Consider the following 23,229-nt stretch of genomic DNA (forward strand, 5'->3'; position numbering starts at 1 on the left):
TTTATTTGCAAGATAATTCCCTTTATGATAAACTATTTTAGTAAGTATTGGAAGATTACTCAAGAGGCTTAAGAGGCCGTGTTGGAAACGCGGTAGGCGTGTGAAAGCGTGCGTGGGTTCGAATCCCATGTCTTCCGTTGCTATAGTGTAGCTGCATCTTCATGCAGCTTTTTATAATGGATTTTCGTCTAAGATGAGAATTCTAAAAAATCACCCAAGATTTAACTCTCGGGTGATTTCTTTTTCGTCATTTTTAATAATCAAATGCTATTCTTCTTCCACTTCATCTCAGATGCTCTTAAAAAATATCAAATAGCAATTTCACATTGAGAACAGTTAAGATAATGGAAACAATATAACCAAGAATGGTATTCCATTTGGCATTGGTAAATTCTCCCATTAGTGATTTTTTTGAAGTAAGATAAATCAAGGGGAAGATTGAAAATGGAAGAGCGATAGAAAGAAAGACCTGTGAATAGACCAATAACTGATCCAAGGTTTTTTCCTGATGACCAAACAAAACTGCTACTATCATGACAGGTAGTAAGGCAAAGAGACGAGTCGCCAAACGAATGAACCACTGAGGCAATCGCATATGTAAGAAACCTTCCATAACGATTTGCCCTGTCAAGGTACCTGTGATAGTCGAATTTTGACCACTGGCTAATAAAGCCAAGGCAAACAAGGTTGATAAGGTTGAGCTAGCTATAGCTCCCGCAATAGTTGAATCCTGCAAGGCATTATACATTTGAGAGAAGGCAGAAATCTCAGATGCATGTCCGAAAAAGAGAGCCGCCCCTAAGATCAAAAGAAGGGAGTTAACCACAAAGGCCAAGGATAACTGGAGATTAGAATCCCAGGTCATAAAACGAACGGCTTTTCGCACATCATTCTTGTCCTTGTGATTGATTTTACGAGTCTGAGACAAGGAAGAATGCAAATAGAGGTTATGGGGCATCACTGTCGCACCCACAATCCCCAGCGCCAAGGTTAATTGACTTTCATGTCCAGGCAGAGGACTCTCAAACAAGGTTGCATTTGGCAAATAACCTTCAACGATTCCTTGGAAGCTTGGATGTGATAAAGCTACCAGATAGGTAAAGATTGCTAGAATCGTTAAAATCAGCGTTGTCACGATAGCTTCTATCTTCTTAAAGCCAAACTTCATCAGGAGCAATAAGAGAAAAACATCCAACACAGTCAAGAGAATGGCTATCATAATCGGAATTTTAAAGAGAAGATTGAGGGCCATGGCTGAACCTAGAACTTCTGCCAAATCTGTCGCCATCAAGGCCAACTCCAAAATCACCCATAGACTATAACGAAGCCATTTAGGTGAATGATGAGCTGTTGCTTGAGCCAGGTCCATCTGGGTTACAATCCCTAGTTTTCCTGCCATCTGCTGAAGTTGCATGGCAATAAGCGATGAAATCAAGATGACAAATAAGAGACTGTACTTATAGGATGCACCTCCAACCACACTGGTTATCCAGTTTCCTGGATCCATATACCCTACAGCCACAAGGGCACCTGGACCCAAGAAGGCCTTTAAATTTTGCCAGAAATGATTATTATTTGGAGTATCAATAGACTGATTAATCTCTAAAAGTGAAACTTTTTTATGAGAAGACATAGATACTTACCTCTTTCTAATCTTGTCTTTTCCTACTATTCTAATATTGAGAAGCCAAGATCACAAATTTATATCCAAAAGTTAAGAAACTTTTTGAAAGGATTTATGAAAATACTTGCTCATTTTCTCAATTCGCCCCTATTATATCATAAAATTCAACAAAATTTTATGGAAAGTCAGAATTAGTCTACTCATTAACGGTAATGATAAATCTATTGATAAACTTTGACATTTAATGGTGAACTGTAACTATTTTTTCTACTCGACTTCTCTATAAAAGAGTAAAAACCAGCGCTTTAGACGCTGGTTAATAATTTATTCTCAAATAAAGCAGAGCCTAAATGGCTTCTGTGACAAAACTTCTACTTTCAAGTACCTTAAGCATGGCATCTGCAGTGTCTAAGGCTGTAAAAAGTGGAACTCCGTGTTCAATGGCTGAACGACGGATTTGCTCTCCATCTTCGTCAGCAGTTCGTTTGGTTCCTACTGTGTTAATGATAGCTTGAATTCTTCCTTTGCGAACAAAACTTGGAATATCCTTATCGTCATCACCAATCTTACCAACAGGTTGAGCTTGTAATCCATGACTGGCAAAGAAGGCTGCTGTTCCTTCTGTCGCAAGGATTCCATAGCCAATATTTTGGAAACGACGAGCCAAGTCCAAGGCTTCCTCTTTGGTATCATCAGCGATAGTAAAGACAACGTTACCAAAAGTTGGCAAGTGTAGGTAAGAAGCTTCAAAGGCTTTATAGAGAGCTTTTTCCAAAGTAGTATCAGAACCCATAACTTCACCTGTTGACTTCATTTCAGGTCCGAGCAAGCTGTCTACCTTAGCTAGTTTCGTAAAGGAGAAGACAGGTGCCTTGATATGAACGCGAGTGCTTTCAGGATAAAGACCATCTTGGTAACCAAGTTCTGATAATTTTTGACCAAGAATGAGCTTAGTTGCTACTTGAGCCATAGGAATATTGGTCACCTTAGAAAGGAATGGAACCGTACGACTGGCACGTGGATTGACCTCAATAACATAGACTTTTTCATCCTTGATAACAAACTGGATGTTCATCATTCCAAGACAGTTAAGACCAATTGCTAGGCGTTTGGTATAGTCTGCGATTGTTTCTTGGACCTTTTGAGATAAGGTTTGTGGAGGATAAACGGCCATTGAGTCACCTGAGTGGACACCGGCACGTTCGATGTGCTCCATGATACCAGGGATGAGAACATTTTCTCCGTCTGAGATGGCATCAACTTCACACTCTTGTCCAACGATATAAGAGTCGACAAGAACTGGGTGGTCTGGACTAGCCTTAACCGCTGTACGCATGTAAGAACGAAGGTCTTCTTCATTTTCAACGATTTCCATGGCACGTCCACCAAGTACATAAGATGGGCGAACGAGGACTGGGAAGCCAATCTTGCGAGCTGCAAGGACTGCTTCTTCTTCATTGGTAGCTGTTTGTCCTGGTGGCTGTGGAATATCCAAATCTTTAAGGGCTTGCTCAAAGAGGTCACGGTCTTCAGCTCGGTCTAGGTCAGCGACTTGCGTTCCCAAAATGGTCACACCTGCTTTGGCTAAAGGCTCCGCAAGGTTAATAGCTGTTTGACCACCAAACTGAACAATAACACCTTTTGGTTGTTCCAAATCGATAACATTCATAACATCTTCGAATGTCAATGGTTCAAAGTAGAGCTTGTCAGACACAGAAAAGTCGGTTGAAACGGTCTCTGGGTTTGAGTTCATGATGATGGCTTCATAGCCAGCAGCCTGAATAGCCTTAACAGAGTGAACAGTTGCGTAGTCAAACTCAACTCCTTGTCCGATACGGATTGGACCTGAACCTAGGACAAGTACAGATTCCTTATCCGATTTGATAGACTCATTTTCCCATCCATAGGTTGAATAGAAATATGGTGTTTCAGAGTCAAACTCTGCCGCACAGGTATCAACCATCTTGTAGACAGGAACAATCTTGTTTTCCAAACGAAGTTGGCGAACTTGGTCAGCTGTCATTTCCCAGAGTTCAGCAATCTTACGGTCTGAAAATCCATTAAGTTTGGCAGTTTTCAAGACTTCTAAATCTTGTGGGTGAGCACCCAATTCTTGCTCAATTTCAAAGATATGCAAGAGTTTATCCAGATAGAAGATATCGATTTTTGTAAGCTCAGCAATTTCCTCTGGTGTGTAACCACGGCGAATGGCTTCTGATACGTAGAAGAGACGGTCATCTTGAGCTTTGACAACTTTTTCAATCAAGGCATCATCAGAAACAGATGCAAGTTCTGGCATTTCATTGTGGTGAACCCCAATTTCAAGGGAGCGGCAAGCTTTAAGGAGTGATTCCTCGATGTTTCGACCAATCGCCATGACTTCTCCAGTCGCCTTCATCTGGGTACCCAGACGGCGCTCACCCTTTTCAAACTTATCAAATGGGAAACGCGGAATCTTGGCAACCACATAGTCAAGAGCAGGCTCAAACATGGCATAGGTTGAACCTGTAACTGGATTGATCACCTCATCCAAAGTCAAGCCAACTGCTATCTTGGCAGCCAACTTAGCAATTGGGTACCCTGTCGCCTTAGAAGCAAGGGCAGAAGAACGTGATACACGAGGGTTTACTTCGATAACATAGTACTTGAAACTGTGGGGATCAAGGGCTAGCTGAACATTACATCCACCTTCAATCTTGAGGGCACGAATGATGCTCAAACTCGCGTCGCGTAGCATTTGGTTTTCATAGTCTGACATAGTTTGCGCAGGGGCGAATACAATGGAATCCCCTGTGTGAATCCCAACTGGGTCAAAGTTTTCCATGTTACAAACAACTAGTGCATTGTCAGCCGAGTCACGCATCACTTCGTATTCGATTTCCTTGAATCCTGCGATTGAACGCTCAATCAAACATTGGGTCACAGGTGACAATTTCAATCCATTTTCAGCGATTTCACGCAATTCTTCTTCATTGGCACACATACCACCACCAGTACCACCTAGAGTAAAGGCTGGACGGACAATCACTGGGTAGCCAATTGTTGCTGCAAAGGCAACTGCTTCTTCGACAGTGTTAACAATCTCAGATTCTGGAATGGGTTGATTCAGCTCTTCCATCAATTGTTTAAAGAGATCGCGGTCCTCCGCTTGGTCGATAGCAGATAATTTAGTCCCGAGTAGTTCAACACCAAGCTCATCTAAGATACCATTTTTAGACAATTCCATGGCCATATTAAGACCTGTTTGACCTCCAAGAGTTGGAAGCAAAGCATCTGGACGTTCCTTGCGGAGAATACGAGTCACAAACTCCAGTGTAATCGGTTCGATGTAGACCTTGTCTGCAATCTCTTTATCCGTCATGATGGTTGCAGGGTTTGAGTTTACCAAGACAACCTCATAACCTTCCTCTTTCAAAGACAAGCAAGCCTGAGTCCCCGCATAGTCAAACTCAGCAGCCTGACCAATAATAATCGGACCAGAACCAATCACCATAATTTTTTGAATATCAGTACGTTTAGGCATTTATAAGATATTAAGGGCGTCAAGCGGACAAAGCTAAAATAGGAGTTATGACGAAGAACTTTCAGTTCTAGGAATAACTATCTTTTTAGCACCGTCCGTAGCCCGTATTCAATTCAGCAAATACGGACTCCCCCTCTCCTTTCTATTCGGCAACTCTCTGGTTGCCATTAAATAAGATACAAAGGACGATTAGAAAGCGACCGAATTTTAGGAAACCAAGGAAGGATTTCTATCCTTGCTAGTTTATCTAAATTCCGAGCTTTCCGTCCGTGTTCAATTCCATAAATTCTCCGACGATTTTTTTGAGAAACGATATTTTTCGATAAAAAATCTAGTGCAGGGAGTTTTTAGTTCGCCTGATAGCGACTAAAAGAAACGACCTGCCTTTCTATTCGGCAACTCTCTGGTTGCCATTAAATAAATTCTCCGACGATTTTTTAGCGAAACGATGCTTTACTATAAAAAATCTCATACGGGAAGTTGTTAGTTTTAACGATTGCTTGCTTTAAAAGCTTCCATCATCTCGATAAACTCATCAAATAGATAGCTTGCATCATGTGGCCCAGGAGCTGCATCTGGGTGGAATTGTACAGAGAAACCTGGTTGATATCTGTGACGAACGCCTTCAACTGACTTGTCATTGATTTCCTCGTGGGTGATGATTAAGTGCTCTGGTAAATCCTCACGGCTAACTGCATAACCATGATTTTGACTTGTGAAGTCCACGCGCCCAGTTGCAATTTCACGTACTGCGTGGTTAAATCCACGGTGACCAAACTTCATTTTATAGGTCTTAGCACCATTTGCCATCGCAAAGAGTTGGTGCCCCATACAAATACCAAAGATTGGAATTTTCCCGAGAATACCACGAATCATATCAAGAGCTTCTGGTACATCTTCTGGATTACCAGGACCATTTGACAACATAACTCCATCTGGGTTTAAATGTAAGATTTCCTCAGCTGTAGTTGTGTATGGAACTACAGTCACATTGCAATCACGTTTAGATAACTCTCGTAAAATAGAGTGTTTAAGGCCAAAATCTACTAAAACAACGCTCAAGCCAACTCCCGGAGCTGGATAAGCAGTCTTTGTAGAAACTTGTCTGATATTATCAGTCGGCAAGACAGTTGCTTGAAGCTGATCTGTGATGTGATCGATACTATCTCCCACATGTGTTAGAGTTGCTCTCATGGTACCATGTTTACGAATAATCTTTGTAAGAGCTCGAGTGTCAATGCCTGAAATTCCAGGAATTTTCTTAGCTTTCAAAAATTCGTCCAGCGTCATTTGGTTACGCCAATTGCTGGCTCTACGTGCTTCTTCAAATACTACTACACCTTTGCAGGTTGGACTGATAGATTCATAGTCATCACGGTTAATCCCATAATTCCCTACCAGTGGATAAGTGAAGGTCAAGATTTGTCCATTATAAGACTGGTCTGTAATGGATTCTTGGTAACCAGTCATCCCAGTATTAAAGACGATTTCACCCGTAACGTCAATTTCAGCCCCAAAGGCTTTTCCTTCAAAAATTGTACCATCTTCTAATACTAGAAGTCGTTTTGTCATAAATTCACCTCTCGTGGATGCTCTCAGGCATCTTTTAACGTTTTGTGTCTTAATTTGCTTTTCTGTATGCCAATACGGATTCCAAGATTGCCATTCTGACAAAGACACCGTTAGTCATCTGTTGAACAATCCGTGATTTTGGAGCTTCAACCAAGTGATCAGCAATTTCAACATCGCGGTTGACTGGAGCAGGGTGCATCAGAATAGCCTTCTCTTTCAAGCGGTCATAGCGTTCTTGAGTTAAACCATGTTGAGTGTGATAGCCTTCTTTTGAAAAGACTGTTCCACTTTCATGACGCTCATGTTGAACACGGAGAAACATCATGACATCAACTTGATCAATGATTTCATCAATATTTACAAACTTTCCATAGTCCGCAAATTCTTGACTTCTCCACTCTTCTGGACCAGCAAAGTAGAGTTCTGCTCCCAAGCGTTTTAAGATTTGCATATTGGATTTAGCCACACGTGAATGGTCAAGGTCTCCAGCAATGGCCACTTTAAGTCCTTCAAAGTGTCCAAATTCTTCATAGATCGTCATTAAATCAAGCAAACTTTGGCTTGGGTGTTGACCTGAACCATCCCCACCATTGATAATGGAAGTCGTAATAGTAGGACTTGCGATCAACTCTCTGTAGTAGTCTACCTCTGGATGTCGGATGACACAGGCATCCACCCCCAAGGCTGACAAGGTCAAAATTGTATCATAGAGTGTTTCACCCTTATTGACTGAACTTGTTTTCACATCGAAGTCCAATAGGTGAAGCCCCAGTTTGATCTCTGCTACTTCAAAAGATTTGTGGGTACGAGTCGAACTCTCAAAGAAAAGATTAGAGACAATGTGTTGGTCTTCGTAAGAAGATTTTGCTCCATTTTTAAATTCGATCCCGCGTTTGATCAATTTCATAACTTGTTCTACAGTAAGGTCTTCCATAGAAACTACGTGTTGAATGGCTTGTTGATTTTCTGACATGGCTAACTCCTTTTGCTATCTAGGCTTCTTCAGTAATAAGAACACGATCTTGTCCATCAAGTTCAGACATCTCTACGATGATTTCTTCTGAACGACTGGTTGGGATGTTTTTACCAACGTAGTCTGGACGAATTGGTAATTCTCTATGTCCTCGGTCTACTAGAACTGCTAAACTCACACGAGCAGGACGACCATGGCTAACGATGTTGTCAATAGCTGCTCGGATGGTACGACCTGTATAGAGTACATCATCCACTAAAATCACTTCTCTATCCGTTACATCAACAGAAATGACAGAAGTATCTTCCCCACTTTTAACATCGTCACGGAATGGTTTTGTATCTAACTCAACGATTGGTACTGAGATTGACTCCAACTGTTCCAATCGTTCTTGAATGCGGCGGGCAATAAAGACACCTCGTGTTTTTATCCCTGCCAATACAATCTTGTTCAAGTCTTTGTTTCGCTCGATAATCTCGTAGGTGATTCGAGTAATCGCTCGCTTGACGGTCAATTCGTCAACTACTTCTTTTGTCTTCATGACAAACCTCCAAAAAGAAAAGTCTCCTTAAACAAGGAGACTTCAGAATATATAGTTAAGCTAGCCCTACCAAAAACAGTATAGACTCCACCCTTCTACTTAATCCAGCTCCTTGCCTGCCTCACGGGACAGGATTAAAGGAATATTTGATTGGTACTACTATAACACAAACTAGGGATCAATGCAAGAAAAAAACATGAAAATTCCATCTTATAACGAACTAAAATCGTATAATTGCGGATACTGATCGCATTCTGGATTTTTCGGATGACAAATAGCTCGACCGAAGTAAATCATAGCCTGATGGGCTGCCAACCACTTTTCAGGTGGCAGGATATCCATGACTCGTTTTTCGACTTCGAGAGGTGTCGCAGATTTTTTGACAATATCATGATGCTTACAGATGCGCTCCACATGAGTATCGACAGCGAAGGCAGGAATCCCAAAGCCCACGCTCATCACAACATTAGCTGTCTTACGACCAACACCTGCCAGACTCTCCAATTCCTCACGTGTCTGAGGTACTCTACCATCAAAATCGTCTAGTAACTGTTGGGCACATTTTTTGAGGAATTTTGCTTTGTTCCGATAAAGACCTAGGCGAGAAATATGTTTAGCAATGTCACTCTCACTTGCGTCTGCCATAGCTTGAGGTGTAGGGAAGGCTTGAAAAAGAGCCGGAGTTGCTTTATTTACTGCTGCATCTGTCGTCTGGGCTGACAACATCACCGCAACCAAAAGTTCAAAATGGTTGGTAAAATCTAGGCTTGGCTTGGCATCTGGAAAGAGAGCAATAATCTCTTCTAGCACCTTACGTGCTCGTTTTTTGGACAGGACCATCTATTCGTCTCCATCAAAAAGCCCTTGTAAGCCTGCAAAAGGACTGTTTTCTTCCTTCTTGACTGCTTGTTGCGCTTGGTACTCTTCCTCTGTCATGATTTGCCAGTCTTTTCCTGAAACAAATCCCTGACCAGCTTCTTCTTCTGCCGTTAAGACTTTGATTGGAATGTTGAGCAAGATATTGTCCGAAACACTTTCAGCTAGGTCAATTTCTCCATTTTCGATAGGTAAGACCAAGTCATCATCTAAAACTTCCTGATCTAGTTGATTGGTCGCACCCTCCATAAAGACTTCTGTTACAGGATAGGATTCTTTTAATTCTACAGGTTCCATACTACGACTAGAAGCTAGGACAATCGTATAAGACAATTGATAGTCTAGAAAAAACATACGGTCTTCGTACTGTACTTTCCCAATAGCAAGGATATCTTTTACATCTAAAATTTCTTGATTACGGTCACGTAATTCTGACACTAAATCTAAGGTTTTCTCAAAGTGTAAGCCTTCAGGCTGCTTACGAATTTCTTGAATGTTTAACTTCATATTTCCTCCATAAAGATTTACTTTCTTGATTATACCATGAAATCACTTAATTTAACCGCTCCAGACCTTGATTTAAATTTTATAAATTTTTGATATATTTATTATGACAATTTTTCTTTTTGTGCTATACTATAGACATCAATACATGAGCAAAGGAGGACGCTCATATGGAAGACAAAGAACTAATCTTAGAAGCTTATCAACTCATTTCCGAGTTAAATAAAGCTTACCAAACCTGCAAACAAGGATTGCCTGATGATCTACGCTTGCAACAAATTATTGACCAGCTTCTCAATCAACTCAAAAAGGCTGATAAACTGGATAACTCTATCTTAATTGACCTTGAGATATTTTACCAACATACCAGTCTCTTGATTGGACTTGGTACACTTAAACTGAATGAAGAAGCTCGCACTGCTTGGCGAAACTATGACAAGTTCCACTACGATCAAGTTAAGCACGTTTTGACACTCTATGGACCTGTTTTTGGTTTTTAAAAACAGAGGATTTTCTGGCTTAATCTTGACAAAGTTTCTCAAAAAGAGTATGATGATTGCAACAATACTCGGAGGTAAGGGAGACATGAACAACTAAGTCTATCAAATAAAGAACCTTTATTTAGTAGATCTTGTTTCTGTCTCTTTTTGTGTGCTCTTTTTTCTGCTGGATTTTCAGCCCTTTTAAAAGAGTTTTTGACATAGACTTTGGGCTCTACTAGGTAAAGTGGAGCTTTTTGTTATGCAATGTGGACATTCTAGAAAGGGCAATAATATGATAAAAATCAATCATCTGACCATCACACAAAACAAAGATTTACGAGACCTTATTTCCGATTTAAATATGACTATCCAAGACGGAGAAAAGGTCGCCATTATTGGAGAAGAAGGTAATGGGAAATCAACCTTACTTCGAACTTTAATAGGAGAAAGATTAGCTGATTTTACTATCAGGGGAGAAATCCAGTCTGACCTTCAGGCCCTGGCCTACATTCCCCAACATCTCCCTGAAGAACTGAAGAAAAAATCTTTACAGGACTACTTCTTTTTAGATCCTGCTGAGTTGGACTACAGCATTCTCTATCGTTTGGCTGAGGAATTGCACTTTGACAGCAATCGTTTTACTAGTGACCAAGAGATTGACACCCTCTCGGGTGGTGAAGCTTTGAAAATTCAGCTCATCCATGAGTTAGCAAAACCTTTTGAGATTCTATTTTTAGATGAACCTTCAAATGACCTAGACCTTGAGACGGTTGATTGGCTAAAAAAACAGATTCAAAAGATGAGGCAAACCGTTATTTTCATTTCTCATGATGAAGACTTTCTTTCTCAAACAGCAGACACCATTATCCACTTGCGACTGGTCAAGCACCGGAAAGAAGCGGAAACGCTAGTAGAGCATTTAGACTATAAACGCTATAGTGATCAGAGAAAGGCTAGTTTTGCCAGACAAAGCCAGCAAGCTGCCAACGACCAGAGAGCCTATGACAAAACCATGGAAAAACATCGCCAAGTTAAGCAAAATGTAGAAAATGCACTTCGAGCTACCAAAGATAGTACTGCCGGGAGACTATTGGCTAAAAAGATGAAAACTGTTCTTTCTCAAGAAAAACGCTACGAAAAAGTAGCTCAATCGCTGACACAAAAGCCACTTGAAGAGGAGCAAATCCAACTTTTCTTTTCAGATATAGAGCCATTAGCCACTTCAAAAGTCTTAGTTCGACTGGAAAATGAAACTTTATCCATTGGTGAGCGTGTTTTGGCTCAAGGGCTACAATTAACTGTCCGTGGTCAAGATAAAATCGGTATTATCGGTCCCAATGGCGTTGGCAAATCCACTCTTTTAGCAAAGATACATCAACTACTAAGTGACAAAAGTGAGATTTCACTTGGATTTATGCCACAAGATTACCAAGAAACATTGCAATTAGATCTATCTCCAGTAAAATTTCTCAGCCAAACTGGACATAAAGAGGAAGTACAGAAAATCCAATCCTTCCTAGCCAGTCTCAATTTCAGCTATCCAGAAATGCACCACCAAATACACTCCTTATCTGGAGGTCAACAAGGAAAACTTCTTCTTTTGAATTTAGTTCTGCGGAAACCAAACTTTCTCCTTCTGGATGAACCCACACGAAATTTTTCTCCAACTGCACAACCTGAAATCAGAAAACTCTTTGCCTCTTATCCTTGTGGTCTGATTACTGTTTCACATGATCGACGTTTCTTAAAAGAAGTCTGTAGGAGTATCTATCGTTTGACAAAAAATGGTTTAGAAATAGTTGATTTACAAGATTTATAAATGTAAAAAATAGCAAGAGTCTGGGAAAAAACTAAATTTCAGCAGAAAATCAAGTAAATCTTCCCACAATAAAACGCATCATATCAAGTTTTTTCAACACCTGATATGATGCGTTTTTTGATTTTAAAGACTTTTTGCCCAGACTCGTTGAATGTGCTCAATTTGTTCTAAGTTTAAGGGTTTCGTATAGAAGAGTTTTTGAGGAGCCTTGCTATAGAAGATTCTGCTACATACTCTACAAGCCAGCTCATGACTGGCTATTGTTACAGTTGTATAGGGAAAAAATTTTACCTATATTTATAAACTAAGGCATTCTAATTTGTCGATTATATCAAATACATAAAGCAGAATGCAACTATATTATTGAGGAAATGTAAAAGAATGGAATTCCAAAGATTGTCGGAAGTCTTATACCTTATACCAAATGCCACACCCATACCTAAATAGGTGATAAAACTAGGAATCGTATAGGGACCATGTAGATAAGCAAAGAGAACCGATGTGGCAACCAAGCCAATATATGTATTCTTAAATACTGTCCCTTGTAACAGTCCTCGCATAAAAATTTCTTCCGTGACTGGTGCTAAAATACAGAGATCTAGAAAGAGCACAGGCAATGAAAGTGATAAACTTTGAATTGATTGAGTAGTGTCTGATTGGGTAGGTCCTAAAAAATTGACCAACATATAAAATAAGACAAGCAAGGCGTAGGAGAGAAACCACTTCAACATATCTTTTAGGCTGATTTTTCGAATGTGAAACAGGTCATACTTTCTTCCTACATAAAAAAATATTGCAAGCTCTACAAGTGTAAAAATGATTGATAGGGCTAATGAATTTGTCCGCATGACTTTGTCAGCTATACTCAAATGTATTGGCGTGACAATCAAAATCAAGAAAAAGGTCATCCAGCGCTTATACATGATTCACCTCACTAATATTTAATTACATATATTATACTACTTTTTTGTGATAGGACAAGTCACAAGTGAGGTGATTGATGCAAAAATCCAGAGGAAAATCTCTGGATTCTTTTACATATGTTTCAAACGCTCAATCCGTTCTGAGATTGGCGGATGGGTATAGAAGAGTTTTTTCAAACTACCTCGTTTTTGAGGATCGTTGATATAGAGAGCACTGCTAGCATCATCCACATGACGACTCATAGGCTGACTATGGTCCAGCTTACGAAGGGCATTGATCATACCTTGAGGATTACGAGTTAACTCCACACTGGAAGCATCTGCTAAAAATTCTCTCTGGCGCGAGATAGCTAATTGCACTAAGGTTGCTGCTAAGGGAGCTAAAACAATCGCTAGGAGAGAAACGACTAGCATAATAATTTCAAGTCCACCACTATCACGGTCATCACTTCTACGACCACGACCTGCACCACCCCACCACATCATGCGTCCAGCCATACTTGATAAAAGTGTAATGGCACTGGCAAGGGCAACCGCAATAGTAGAAATACGAATATCATAGTTACGAATGTGACTGACTTCATGGCCAATAACCGCCTCTAACTCTTCACGATTCATTATCGCTAAGAGTCCTGAAGTTGCTGCTACAGCTGCATTTTGAGGATTTGAGCCTGTTGCAAAGGCATTCAAGCTAGCATCATCGATAATGAAGACACGTGGCATGGGGATTTGCGCCACCATAGCCATATCTTCCACAACATGATAGAGGGTTGGTGCAGTCTGCTCATTCACCTCACGCGCACCATTCATGCTCATGACTATCTCTGTTGATTGAAAAATCATGGACAAGGCATAGATAAAGCCGATAATCAGAGCGATAACTAAGCCACCAAGACCAGACCGCATAAAGAGGTAACCAACTGCATATCCAACCAAAGCCAAAAGTAAAAAGAATACTAGTAGTAAAATCCAAGTTCTTCGCTTATTTCTCGCGATTTGATCATACAACATCCTAGTCACCTAAACCACTAAAATCGACTTTAGGTACTGCCTTTTCTTCTTCAGGAGTTTGAAGGAAATCAGCGACTTTAAAACCAAAGAGTCCAGCAACTAGGTTACTTGGGAAAGTCTCCAATTTAACATTATAGTTGCTAACAACACTATTGTAGAGTTGGCGAGAGTAAGAAATTTTATTTTCAGTATTGGTCAGCTCTTCTTGCAATTGTGCAAAGTTGCCACTAGCTTTTAGGTCTGGATAATTTTCTGCAACAGCAAAAATTCCTGATACTTGGCGTGAAAGGGCATCACTAGCTCTCATAGCTTCTGCCGGTGATGTTGCAGCGGCTACTTGATTGCGAAGCTCTGCAACTCTTTCAAGTGTTGAACCTTCATACTTTGCATATCCCTTTACAGTCTCAATCAAGTTTGGCAAGAGATCGTTACGACGTTTCAACTGAACATCAATCTGACTCCATGCCTCCTTAGTTTGCATGCGATTTTTAACCAATCCATTATAGGTAAAAATCACAAAGATACCAATAAGAGCAAGAACTCCAAGAATAATCAAATTCATCTGATATCTCCTTTCTATTTTTAGATTAGTACCAGTATATCAAATTTCTATCTTTTTGTGGTAAAATAAGATGATACTAAAGAAGGAAACTACTATGAAACCAGAAACATTTTATAACTTGCTAGCTGAACAAAATATTATTCTTTCTGACCAGCAAAAAGTTCAATTTGAGCGTTATTTTGAACTCTTAGTCGAGTGGAACGAAAAAATCAACCTGACTGCTATTACAGAAAAAGAAGAAGTCTATCTCAAACACTTCTATGATTCCATCGCTCCTATTTTACAGGGATTGATTGAAAACCAGCCCATTAAACTCTTAGACATCGGTGCTGGAGCAGGTTTTCCTAGCCTTCCGATGAAGATTCTCTACCCTCATCTAGATGTAACCATTATTGATTCTCTCAATAAACGTATCAACTTTCTGAATCTATTAGCCCAAGAACTAGGTTTAGAAAATGTTCACTTCTATCATGGACGTGCTGAAGACTTCGCCCAAGATAAGAACTTCCGTGCTCAGTTTGATATCGTTACAGCTCGTGCTGTTGCCCGTATGCAGGTCTTATCCGAGTTGACTATCCCCTACCTGAAAGTCGGTGGAACATTGATAGCACTGAAGGCTAGCAATGCACCTGAGGAATTAACTGAAGCTAAAAATGCCCTCAATCTTCTCTTTTGTAAGGTTGAAGAAAACCTCAGTTACACACTTCCTAACGGAGACCCTCGCTACATTACTATTGTTGAGAAGAAAAAGGAAACTCCTAACAAATATCCAAGAAAAGCAGGTATGCCTAACAAACGACCACTTTAAAACATTTTTAAAAAAGTTGTTTACAAAAGAAACCTCACTTTTTTATTTCCAAGCTCGGGAAAAAGGGAGAGGGACAGAAATCGATTACCATTTACAATGACGATTTCGTCGTCCCTCCCCCGCAAAGTTGAGTAGGTCCATCAAAGCTAGAATCAAAGCGTAAGATGGGCCACTCAACCACTGCGTCTATCATTCAACTCTATCCTGATACAAAATATATTCCATAGTGAATCAAACCTCGCTTTTTTATTTTAAGGCTCGGGAAAAAATGATTTACAAAATCAAACCTCGCTTTTTTATTTTAAGGCTCGGGAAAAAATGATTTACAAAATCATTTTTTTCTGCTATACTATCCTAAGCAAAGGTTTTTAATGTCATCCCGTGAGGTGACGAAGACGCAGAAATATATGAAATTCTTTAAGAATGAGATAATCCTCTTTTTAAAGAAGTCTTACTCTGAGAGCCTATTGCTGTAAAATAATGGGCTCTTTTTTGATGCCCAAAAAGTGAGGTATTTATGAAACAAGAATCATCTGTTGATTTGTTACTTGACGTTGACCAACGTCCTTCGGCTGGAAAAGGAATCCTTCTCAGTTTCCAGCACGTATTTGCCATGTTTGGTGCAACCATCTTGGTACCTTTGATCTTGGGAATGCCTGTATCGGTTGCCCTTTTTGCATCAGGTGTTGGAACACTCATTTACATGATCTCTACTGGCTTTAAAGTTCCAGTCTATCTCGGTTCTTCTTTTGCCTTCATCACTGCAATGTCTCTTGCTATGAAGGAAATGGGTGGCGATGTTTCTGCTGCTCAGACAGGGGTTATTCTGACTGGTTTTGTTTATGTCCTTGTTGCTGCAAGTGTTCGATTTGCAGGTACAAAATGGATCGACAAACTCTTACCTCCAATCATTATCGGTCCTATGATCATCGTTATCGGTCTTGGACTTGCTAGTTCAGCTGTTACCAACGCTGGTCTAGTAGCTGACGGAAACTGGAAAAACGCTCTTGTAGCCGTTGTTACTTTCTTGATTGCTGCCTTTATCAATACAAAAGGAAAAGGCTTCCTACGAATCATCCCATTCCTTTTTGCCATTATCGGTGGTTACCTCTTTGCCCTAGCACTTGGATTGGTTGACTTCACTCCTGTTCTTGAAGCTAACTGGTTTGAAATCCCTGGTTTCTACCTACCATTCAATACAGGTGGTGCCTTCAAACAATACAACCTTTACTTCGGTCCTGAAACAATTGCCATCTTACCAATCGCAATCGTAACGATTTCTGAACATATCGGAGACCATACCGTTTTAGGTCAAATCTGTGGACGCCAATTCTTGAAAGAACCTGGTCTACACCGTACTCTTCTTGGTGATGGTATCGCAACTTCAGTTTCTGCCTTCCTTGGTGGTCCTGCTAATACAACCTACGGTGAAAATACAGGGGTTATCGGTATGACTCGTATCGCTTCTGTCTCAGTTATCCGTAACGCTGCCTTTATCGCAATTGCCCTCAGCTTCCTTGGAAAATTCACTGCCTTGATTTCAACAATTCCAAACGCTGTACTTGGTGGTATGTCTATCCTTCTTTACGGGGTTATCGCAAGTAACGGTTTGAAAGTCTTGATTAAAGAACGCGTAGACTTCGGCCAAATGCGTAACCTTATCATCGCAAGTGCAATGTTGGTACTTGGACTTGGTGGAGCAATCCTTAAACTTGGTCCAGTTACCCTTTCAGGTACTGCCCTATCAGCTATGACAGGTATTCTTTTGAACTTGATCTTGCCATACGAAAATAAAGACTAAATTACATTCATAAAAAAATCCACTCACCCGAGTGGATTTTTTGCTTAAGTTCCCCTAGCAATCAAGAGATAAAGTAAGGTAATCCCTAACATAATAAATTAAAAAATAAAATTACTAGAATAGACCGCCCCATCACTTGCTACATTTGTTGTAGTTTCCGCAACGCTAGTAACAGTTGAAGGTGATAGACTCTCCATAAATTGTTGAGTAGAACGGATGATAAACTCTCCAAACATTAAAACAGTGACCATTAAAATAACAAACCATTTTAAGTATTTTCAAGGTCTAGCAGGATGAATAACTTGTAGAAACTTCATATTCCCTCCTTATCTTTAATAATATGGATTGATTATAAAAAAATTATATGAACCAATTTGTTGGAAAATTAAAAAAACAGCCTTCCGAAAAGACTGTTCTAGCAAATTAAACTGAGTGATGTTTCTTTTCTAGCATTAAATCTTTCAGTGAAATAATGGTCACAGCTAATAAAATCATAGCCATTCCAACAAAGTCAATCGGATAGAAAATATCTCCCATAATCATGAAGGCGAAAAATACCGCAGAGATAGGTTCAATAGAGGCCAAGAGGCTAGACTTGACTGGGCCAATTATACTTGCTCCCTTAAGAAAGGCTGTATAGGCAAATACAGTTCCAATAAGTATGATTCCTGCAAACGCAAGAAAGATATCAAAAGAAAAGGGAATACTAGCTCCAATAATCCCAGTAAAGGGTACTGCTACAAAACCAGATAGGGTCATTCCGACACCGATGACTAGACTACTTCCCCATTTTTGAATCAATTTAATCGGTAAGATGATATAAAGCGCATAGGTCAGGGCTGAGAACAAGCCCCAAAAAAGACCAGCCGGAGTAATCGAGAGTTGATCAAACTGTCCATGAGTGGCAATCAAGAAGGTTCCACCTATAGCCAAAATCATGGAAATGATTTCAGCAACCGTAGGAGCAACCTTATCCTTGATACAAGTGTAAGCAAGAATTCCAACCGGACAGACATACTGCAGAACCGTCGCTGTACCAGCATTTGTCTCTTGAATGGCTGATAGATAAGCTAACTGATTTATAAAGAGGCCAAATAAAGAAAATAGCAAGAGGGAAAGCAGACTTGAACGATCCTTTAAAAAGGCTAGAAATTTATCCTTTGATTTCGTATAGGCCAGAAGAACCAATAGCAAACCAGCAATTATCAAACGGATATTGGTCAGAACGAGGGCTGAAATCCCGTGAGCCATCAAGTACTGACCACTGGTGCCAGACAAGCCCCAGGCAATACCTGCAATGACTGTAAAAAGAGTTCCTTTAAAAGCTTTTGACATATTTCCTCCCTAGTCTATCTCTCTAATCAAGTCCATAACCTGATTACGATCCAATATCCACTGGGCACGCTCGTCTTTCTCATAAGTTCGATTGGATAGAAAAATAGCAGCCTCCTGTTTTTTACGATTCCACATGATAAAGGTCCCAGTATAGCCTGTATGGTCCAGCCAATCACCTTCTAGGTTCCAAGCAAGCGAACGCTCCTTATCATCTAAATCTGAGAAATTCTGGCTCAAATCTGCAGCAAAATCATCCTGTAAATAATGCTCCAGAAAGATTTTTAAATCATGAACTGTTGAAAACAAGCCTGCACTACCTGCATGTTTTCCAAGCAAATGAGCCTTGGGATCATGGACCACTCCTGCTTTCTCTCCACGAACCGTTGGAACAGCACTGCTAACTGGACCAAACTGAGTTTCTTTCATCTCCCATGGTTCAAAAACCTGCTCTTGTAGAATTTTGTCTAAATCCTTGTTAAAATAGCTCTCCAGCCAAAATCCCAATAAGAGGAAATGCACATCTGAGTAGAGAAAAGCTCTTTTCTCTCGTCGATTCAAATGAAACATGGCTTCTCTTAGCTGGTCGGATGAAAGCTGATCCCTATTTAGGATAAAAGGATCCAAATCCGTCGCATGCGTTAGGAGTTGTCGAATAGTGATGTCTGGATAATCCGTTTCTGGAAGATAGACCTTTATCGATTGGTCCAACTCTAACTTCCCTTCACTCCACAAAAAGCTAAGGACAGTCCCTACCCCAAGGACTTTACTGACACTAGCCAAATCATAGACCAAGCCCTCGCGAGTCTGCTCACCAATTTCTGGATTTGCTTCGCCTAAATAGGAATCAGACCATTCACCATCCCGATAATACGCAAAAGAGGCACCAGGATAAATCCCTGCCTCAATTTGTTGCTCTATTTTTTGAATGATTTCTTGTTTCATACTTCTTCAAACCACAATTCGATATTGTTGGCATCCTTGGTTAGGAAAAACTTCTCAGACTTAGGAATAAAGTAACCTGCAGTTTCAAAACGTTGACGCAATACAGTAAGTTCCAAGTTCTCTACTTGAAATTTTAGCATGGCCAAGTCCCAGGTAACATTATTTTCTACCAACAAATCTTCCCCCTGACCTTGCTTGAAAGCTACACTATTCTCAACTTCTCCTTGTTCGAGAAGGCTAGTTATCTCTTTAGGCAAGTTAATTTCCACGGAGACTTCAAATGCTGTCAAATATTGCAGTTTCTCATCTTTTGAAAAAGTGATTTCTTCATCAACCTGTCTTAAGTCCTTTATGTCATTTTCTGCATGGATAAGGACAAGATCTCCTTCTGGAGAAAGGACTTCAAAAGCATAACCATTCTTTCCTCTGTATAACTGAGGAAGAGTCTCCATTCTAGCTAATAGCGCCTCAATCTCAGATGGATTTGCTACTTTTACGATTAATCTAGCTAATTTTTTTATCCCTTCAACTTTCCGAGTTCTCATACTTGGTGATTCTTCTAAAACTAATTTCTCAACACCCGATTGATTGCCGAGTGATAGGAAAGCTGACTCTTCTAATAAGGGTTTCATACCTAAGGTCTGGATATAAAACAATTCATTTAATCTTCTATTATTTACCTTTAGCGTCGGGATCATACGCACAATTTGATTTACATTCATAAATTCCTCCAACACTTTTTATTTTATAGGATTTTATCGCATTTTACAAGTTATTCAACTAAAAACTTTGACTATATTAATCTTTTTAGCACATGAAACTCCCTTCTAAATTAGAAGGGATCCTATTGTATTTAGTAAACTAGTTATATCAATTCTTCCAAGAAAGAACTGCTTGAAGACCATAGTGATCACTAACTTGTGGACTATTGCTGCCATCAAAAACCACATCTAAGTTTTCTACCTGCACATCCTTTGTGGTAAAGATATAATCGATTCGAAGAGGTTCTGTATTTCCCTTCCAACCATCGATTTCAGGTGGAACAGTGTAGCTACCACTTCTTTCTTGAGCAACCTCAAATGCATCTTGTAAGTTTAGTGAATTGGCAAGAATAGCTTGGTAACCCTCTTGACCTGCAGGATTATTGAAATCACCAGCCAATAAAAGAGATTTGTTTAATTTTTTCAGAACCGCTTCAAAGCGTGCCCACTCCTCTTGGAAACCTTTATCCCACCATGAGAGATGGACACTTGCAACTGCAAGCTCCTTACCATCTACTACAGTTTCAGCCAAGGCCACACGACGTGTATGATAATCAGTTGGATCATCTACATCTGAAACCAAAATTTCACGTGCTTCAATCGGTGTTTTAGATAGAATAGCCACACCCTCATGATAACGGTCATAACCGATATGATTGTAGGCCCAAGTCCAATAATATTTCAGACCTTTTTCAGCTAGTTTCTCTACCAAAAGACGCACATAATGGTCTTGGTGAATAGGTTCTGCTGAAGGTAACGGATAATATAGCGGACCCGCTTCTACTTGTGTTGAAGTAATTTCTTGATTGATTTCTTGAAAACAAATCAAATCATAGCTATTTTCAAGTATATCTTGTAACAAGAGCTGAAATTTTTCTTCAGGATTTTTTTCCATCCAACTATGAGTATTGAGTGTTAAAAACTTCATACTTTTCTCCTATAAACAAGAGGTTGGAAACAGCTTCCAACCTCCTAAATATTACAATTCTACTTTTGCAACTGCTGTTTTAGCAGCAAGAGAACCTGTTTTTTCTAATTTAACTGATTTGATCGCATCACCATTTGTGAAGACAACTACTGTTGAAGTTTCACGTCCTGCTGCACGGATAGCATCCAAGTCAGCTGTGACAAGAAGATCACCTGCCGCAACTTTTTGTCCTTCAGCAACATGAACTGTAAATGGTTTTCCTTCAAGACTTACTGTGTCCAAACCAATGTGAACAAGTACTTCAAGGCCTGCTTCAGTCACAAGACCAAGAGCGTGTTTAGTTGGGAAGATACTTGATACAGTAGCTGAAACTGGAGATACAATGTTTCCATTTGCAGGTTCTACAGCAAATCCGTCACCCATCATTTTTTGAGCAAATACTGGATCTTTTACTTGTTCCAAAGCAACAACTTGACCGTCAGCTACTGAGTAAACTTCCTCAGTAAGACCTTTGAATTGAACAGTATTTTGTTGCGCTTCTGTCATTTGACTTGGAAGAGTTTCAGGAATAATTTCACCTGAATCAAGGATATCTTGGATATCAGATTTCAATACGTCGGCTTTTGGCCCATAGATAGCTTGAACCCCTTGTCCTTTCATGACAAGCCCCATAGCTCCTTCTGCTTTCCATTGCTCTGCATTTCCTACTTTATCTGCATCTTTAACAGTTACACGAAGACGAGTCATACATGCGTCAACATCAACGATATTAGCACGGCCACCAAGAAGGTTAATAATATTAACTGCTTGAGATGAGGCAGCTACTTTTCCTTCACCTTTAGCAGCGTCCTCGCTTGATCCTTCAGCAGTTTCGTAGTTTCCGTTACGTCCTGGAGTTGCATAGTTGAATTTTTGAATCATGAAGTTGGCGATAAAGTACATGATAACTGCAAATAGTGCTGTTACCCAGATAAAGTTAATGATATCCATACCAAGACCAGCATTGATAGCTAGTGGAGTACGAGTCAAGAATTCAATTGAACCGAATGAGTGCACACGAAGGTGAACAATATCAGCCATAGCAAAGGCAGCACCTTGAACAACAGCGTAGACAAGGTAAAGAGGTGTTGCAACGAACATGAACATATATTCAATTGGCTCAGTAACACCAGTCAAGAAAGTTGCAAGAGCTGTCGCAATCATCATACCTTTGTATTGGTGTTTCTTGTCTGCTTCAACATTACGGTAAATAGCAGCAGCCACACCCATCAAAATACCGAATGAACCAATCATTTGTCCAACTTTAAAACGAGCTGGATGAACTGTATCTAGCAATGTTTGGTATTGACTAGCATCAGTACCTTTAAGGTTTACAAGGTCTGTTACCCATGCAAGCCAAAGTGGATCTTGTCCAAATACTTGAGTGCCTTTTGCTGCACCAGTTAAAATATCGTAAGTACCACCAAGAGCTGTATAGTTCATTGGGATAGTCAACATATGGTGAAGACCAAATGGCAAGAGCAAGCGTTCCAAAGTACCATACAAGAATGGTGCAAGAACTGGTGCTGTTTCTTGTGAATTAGCAATCCAGATACCGAAGTTGTTGATACCTGTTTGAACAACTGGCCAGAAAGCTGAAAGAAGAATTGCAGCGATTGCTGAGCGAAGAATAACTACAAATGGTACAAAACGTTTCCCGTTAAAGAATGAAAGGGCATCAGGAAGTTTACGGAAATTATAGTATTTGTTAAATGCAGTCGCTCCAACAAAACCTGAGATAATCCCTACAAATACCCCCATGTTAAGTGCTGGTGCCTCAAGTACGCTAATGAAGTAATCAGCAACCTTGATAGATCCACCAAAGATTGTTGAAACCATAGCGTTAGGATCCTTCAACATATCCCCTGATACACCGAAGATTGTACCAGTGATACGGTTAATAAGGATAAATGCAAGACCTGCCGCAAAAGCACCACCAGCACGTTCCTTAGCCCAGCTTCCTCCAATAGCAAGGGCAAACAAAATATGAAGGTTACCGATAACTCCCCAACCAATTTGCTCTAGTACGCCACCAGTAATAACTAGGGGAGCAAGGTTTGGGTCAATCATTGCAAGTGACTTACCGATTGAAATCATCAATCCAGCCGCTGGCATAACAGCGATAACCACCATTAGAGCCTTACCGAATTTTTGCCAAAATTCGAAAGACAAGACATTTTTGAATGTATCTTTCATCATCCAAAT

The 23,229-nt window shown here is 40.1% G+C and carries 20 protein-coding genes and 1 tRNA gene; 5 read left to right on the forward strand and 16 right to left on the reverse strand.

Annotation, left to right across the window (positions count from 1 at the left end):
- The first annotated feature begins 49 nt into the window (after positions 1 to 49).
- Positions 50 to 137 (forward strand) — tRNA-Ser (locus QM874_RS02630).
- Positions 138 to 298: 161 nt separating this feature from the next.
- Here the strand turns inward: QM874_RS02630 and QM874_RS02635 are convergent.
- From QM874_RS02635 to QM874_RS02665, 7 genes are all read right to left on the reverse strand, one after another.
- The gene (locus QM874_RS02635) at positions 299 to 1,633 is read right to left on the reverse strand and encodes an Nramp family divalent metal transporter (RefSeq protein ID WP_414316098.1); all 1,335 of its coding nucleotides are present in this window, start codon (positions 1,631 to 1,633) and stop codon (positions 299 to 301) included.
- 337 nt (positions 1,634 to 1,970) lie between these two features.
- Complete coding sequence (carB, locus tag QM874_RS02640) at positions 1,971 to 5,147, reverse strand: carbamoyl-phosphate synthase large subunit (protein WP_414316099.1); 3,177 nt, start codon at positions 5,145 to 5,147, stop codon at positions 1,971 to 1,973.
- A gap of 489 nt (positions 5,148 to 5,636) precedes the next feature.
- The gene (locus QM874_RS02645) at positions 5,637 to 6,719 is read right to left on the reverse strand and encodes a carbamoyl phosphate synthase small subunit (protein WP_414316100.1); all 1,083 of its coding nucleotides are present in this window, start codon (positions 6,717 to 6,719) and stop codon (positions 5,637 to 5,639) included.
- 49 nt (positions 6,720 to 6,768) lie between these two features.
- The gene (locus QM874_RS02650) at positions 6,769 to 7,692 is read right to left on the reverse strand and encodes an aspartate carbamoyltransferase catalytic subunit (RefSeq protein ID WP_414316101.1); all 924 of its coding nucleotides are present in this window, start codon (positions 7,690 to 7,692) and stop codon (positions 6,769 to 6,771) included.
- 19 nt (positions 7,693 to 7,711) lie between these two features.
- Positions 7,712 to 8,233 (reverse strand): bifunctional pyr operon transcriptional regulator/uracil phosphoribosyltransferase PyrR, encoded by a 522-nt coding sequence (gene pyrR / locus QM874_RS02655; protein WP_414316102.1) that lies wholly within the window; start codon positions 8,231 to 8,233, stop codon positions 7,712 to 7,714.
- A 210-nt stretch (positions 8,234 to 8,443) separates the two neighbouring features.
- Positions 8,444 to 9,073, reverse strand: coding sequence for an endonuclease III (gene nth / locus QM874_RS02660; protein WP_414316103.1), 630 nt, complete (start codon positions 9,071 to 9,073; stop codon positions 8,444 to 8,446).
- Positions 9,074 to 9,616: a YceD family protein gene (locus QM874_RS02665; protein ID WP_414316104.1), complete on the reverse strand. Its 543-nt coding sequence runs from the start codon at positions 9,614 to 9,616 to the stop codon at positions 9,074 to 9,076.
- Between the two features lie 167 nt (positions 9,617 to 9,783).
- On the opposite strand from QM874_RS02665, the gene QM874_RS02670 reads away from it, so the two are divergent.
- Together QM874_RS02670 and QM874_RS02675 are read left to right on the forward strand one after the other, a co-directional pair.
- Positions 9,784 to 10,113, forward strand: a complete 330-nt coding sequence (locus QM874_RS02670) for a helicase BlpT (RefSeq protein WP_414316105.1) — start codon at positions 9,784 to 9,786, stop codon at positions 10,111 to 10,113.
- Positions 10,114 to 10,354: 241 nt separating this feature from the next.
- On the forward strand, positions 10,355 to 11,914 hold the full coding sequence (locus tag QM874_RS02675; protein WP_414316106.1) for an ATP-binding cassette domain-containing protein: 1,560 nt from the start codon (positions 10,355 to 10,357) through the stop codon (positions 11,912 to 11,914).
- A 326-nt stretch (positions 11,915 to 12,240) separates the two neighbouring features.
- On the opposite strand, the gene QM874_RS02680 is transcribed toward QM874_RS02675, so the two are convergent.
- The 3 genes from QM874_RS02680 to QM874_RS02690 form a co-directional block, all read right to left on the reverse strand.
- Positions 12,241 to 12,837, reverse strand: a complete 597-nt coding sequence (locus QM874_RS02680) for a lysostaphin resistance A-like protein (protein ID WP_414316107.1) — start codon at positions 12,835 to 12,837, stop codon at positions 12,241 to 12,243.
- A gap of 111 nt (positions 12,838 to 12,948) precedes the next feature.
- The gene (gene htpX, locus QM874_RS02685) at positions 12,949 to 13,848 is read right to left on the reverse strand and encodes a zinc metalloprotease HtpX (RefSeq protein WP_414316108.1); all 900 of its coding nucleotides are present in this window, start codon (positions 13,846 to 13,848) and stop codon (positions 12,949 to 12,951) included.
- A 1-nt stretch (position 13,849) separates the two neighbouring features.
- Positions 13,850 to 14,410: a LemA family protein gene (locus tag QM874_RS02690; RefSeq protein ID WP_414316109.1), complete on the reverse strand. Its 561-nt coding sequence runs from the start codon at positions 14,408 to 14,410 to the stop codon at positions 13,850 to 13,852.
- Positions 14,411 to 14,504: 94 nt separating this feature from the next.
- Between QM874_RS02690 and rsmG the strand changes: the two genes are divergently transcribed.
- Both rsmG and QM874_RS02700 read left to right on the forward strand, forming a co-directional pair.
- Positions 14,505 to 15,218 (forward strand): 16S rRNA (guanine(527)-N(7))-methyltransferase RsmG, encoded by a 714-nt coding sequence (gene rsmG, locus QM874_RS02695; RefSeq protein ID WP_414316110.1) that lies wholly within the window; start codon positions 14,505 to 14,507, stop codon positions 15,216 to 15,218.
- A 517-nt stretch (positions 15,219 to 15,735) separates the two neighbouring features.
- Complete coding sequence (locus QM874_RS02700; protein ID WP_414316111.1) at positions 15,736 to 17,019, forward strand: uracil-xanthine permease family protein; 1,284 nt, start codon at positions 15,736 to 15,738, stop codon at positions 17,017 to 17,019.
- 98 nt (positions 17,020 to 17,117) lie between these two features.
- Here the strand turns inward: QM874_RS02700 and QM874_RS02705 are convergent, their stop codons facing one another.
- The 6 genes from QM874_RS02705 to QM874_RS02730 all read right to left on the reverse strand — a co-directional run bounded on the left by QM874_RS02705 (position 17,118) and on the right by QM874_RS02730 (position 23,223).
- Positions 17,118 to 17,270, reverse strand: coding sequence for a hypothetical protein (locus QM874_RS02705; RefSeq protein ID WP_414316112.1), 153 nt, complete (start codon positions 17,268 to 17,270; stop codon positions 17,118 to 17,120).
- A gap of 172 nt (positions 17,271 to 17,442) precedes the next feature.
- Positions 17,443 to 18,354 carry a DMT family transporter gene (locus QM874_RS02710; protein ID WP_414316113.1) on the reverse strand — a complete coding sequence of 304 codons (912 nt, stop codon included), beginning with the start codon at positions 18,352 to 18,354 and terminating at the stop codon, positions 17,443 to 17,445.
- 9 nt (positions 18,355 to 18,363) lie between these two features.
- Positions 18,364 to 19,296 (reverse strand): serine hydrolase domain-containing protein, encoded by a 933-nt coding sequence (locus tag QM874_RS02715; RefSeq protein WP_414316114.1) that lies wholly within the window; start codon positions 19,294 to 19,296, stop codon positions 18,364 to 18,366.
- The gene (locus tag QM874_RS02720; protein ID WP_414316115.1) at positions 19,293 to 20,018 is read right to left on the reverse strand and encodes a CppA N-terminal domain-containing protein; all 726 of its coding nucleotides are present in this window, start codon (positions 20,016 to 20,018) and stop codon (positions 19,293 to 19,295) included. The genes QM874_RS02715 and QM874_RS02720 overlap by 4 nt, the downstream gene beginning before the upstream one ends.
- Before the next feature lie 148 nt (positions 20,019 to 20,166).
- Positions 20,167 to 20,985: an endonuclease/exonuclease/phosphatase family protein gene (locus QM874_RS02725; RefSeq protein WP_414316116.1), complete on the reverse strand. Its 819-nt coding sequence runs from the start codon at positions 20,983 to 20,985 to the stop codon at positions 20,167 to 20,169.
- Between the two features lie 51 nt (positions 20,986 to 21,036).
- Positions 21,037 to 23,223 carry a PTS transporter subunit IIBC gene (locus QM874_RS02730; protein ID WP_414316117.1) on the reverse strand — a complete coding sequence of 729 codons (2,187 nt, stop codon included), beginning with the start codon at positions 23,221 to 23,223 and terminating at the stop codon, positions 21,037 to 21,039.
- Between the last annotated feature and the right edge of the window lie 6 nt (positions 23,224 to 23,229).

Source organism: Streptococcus infantis (assembly GCF_047463615.1).
Taxonomy (GTDB): Bacteria; Bacillota; Bacilli; order Lactobacillales; family Streptococcaceae; genus Streptococcus; species Streptococcus infantis_X.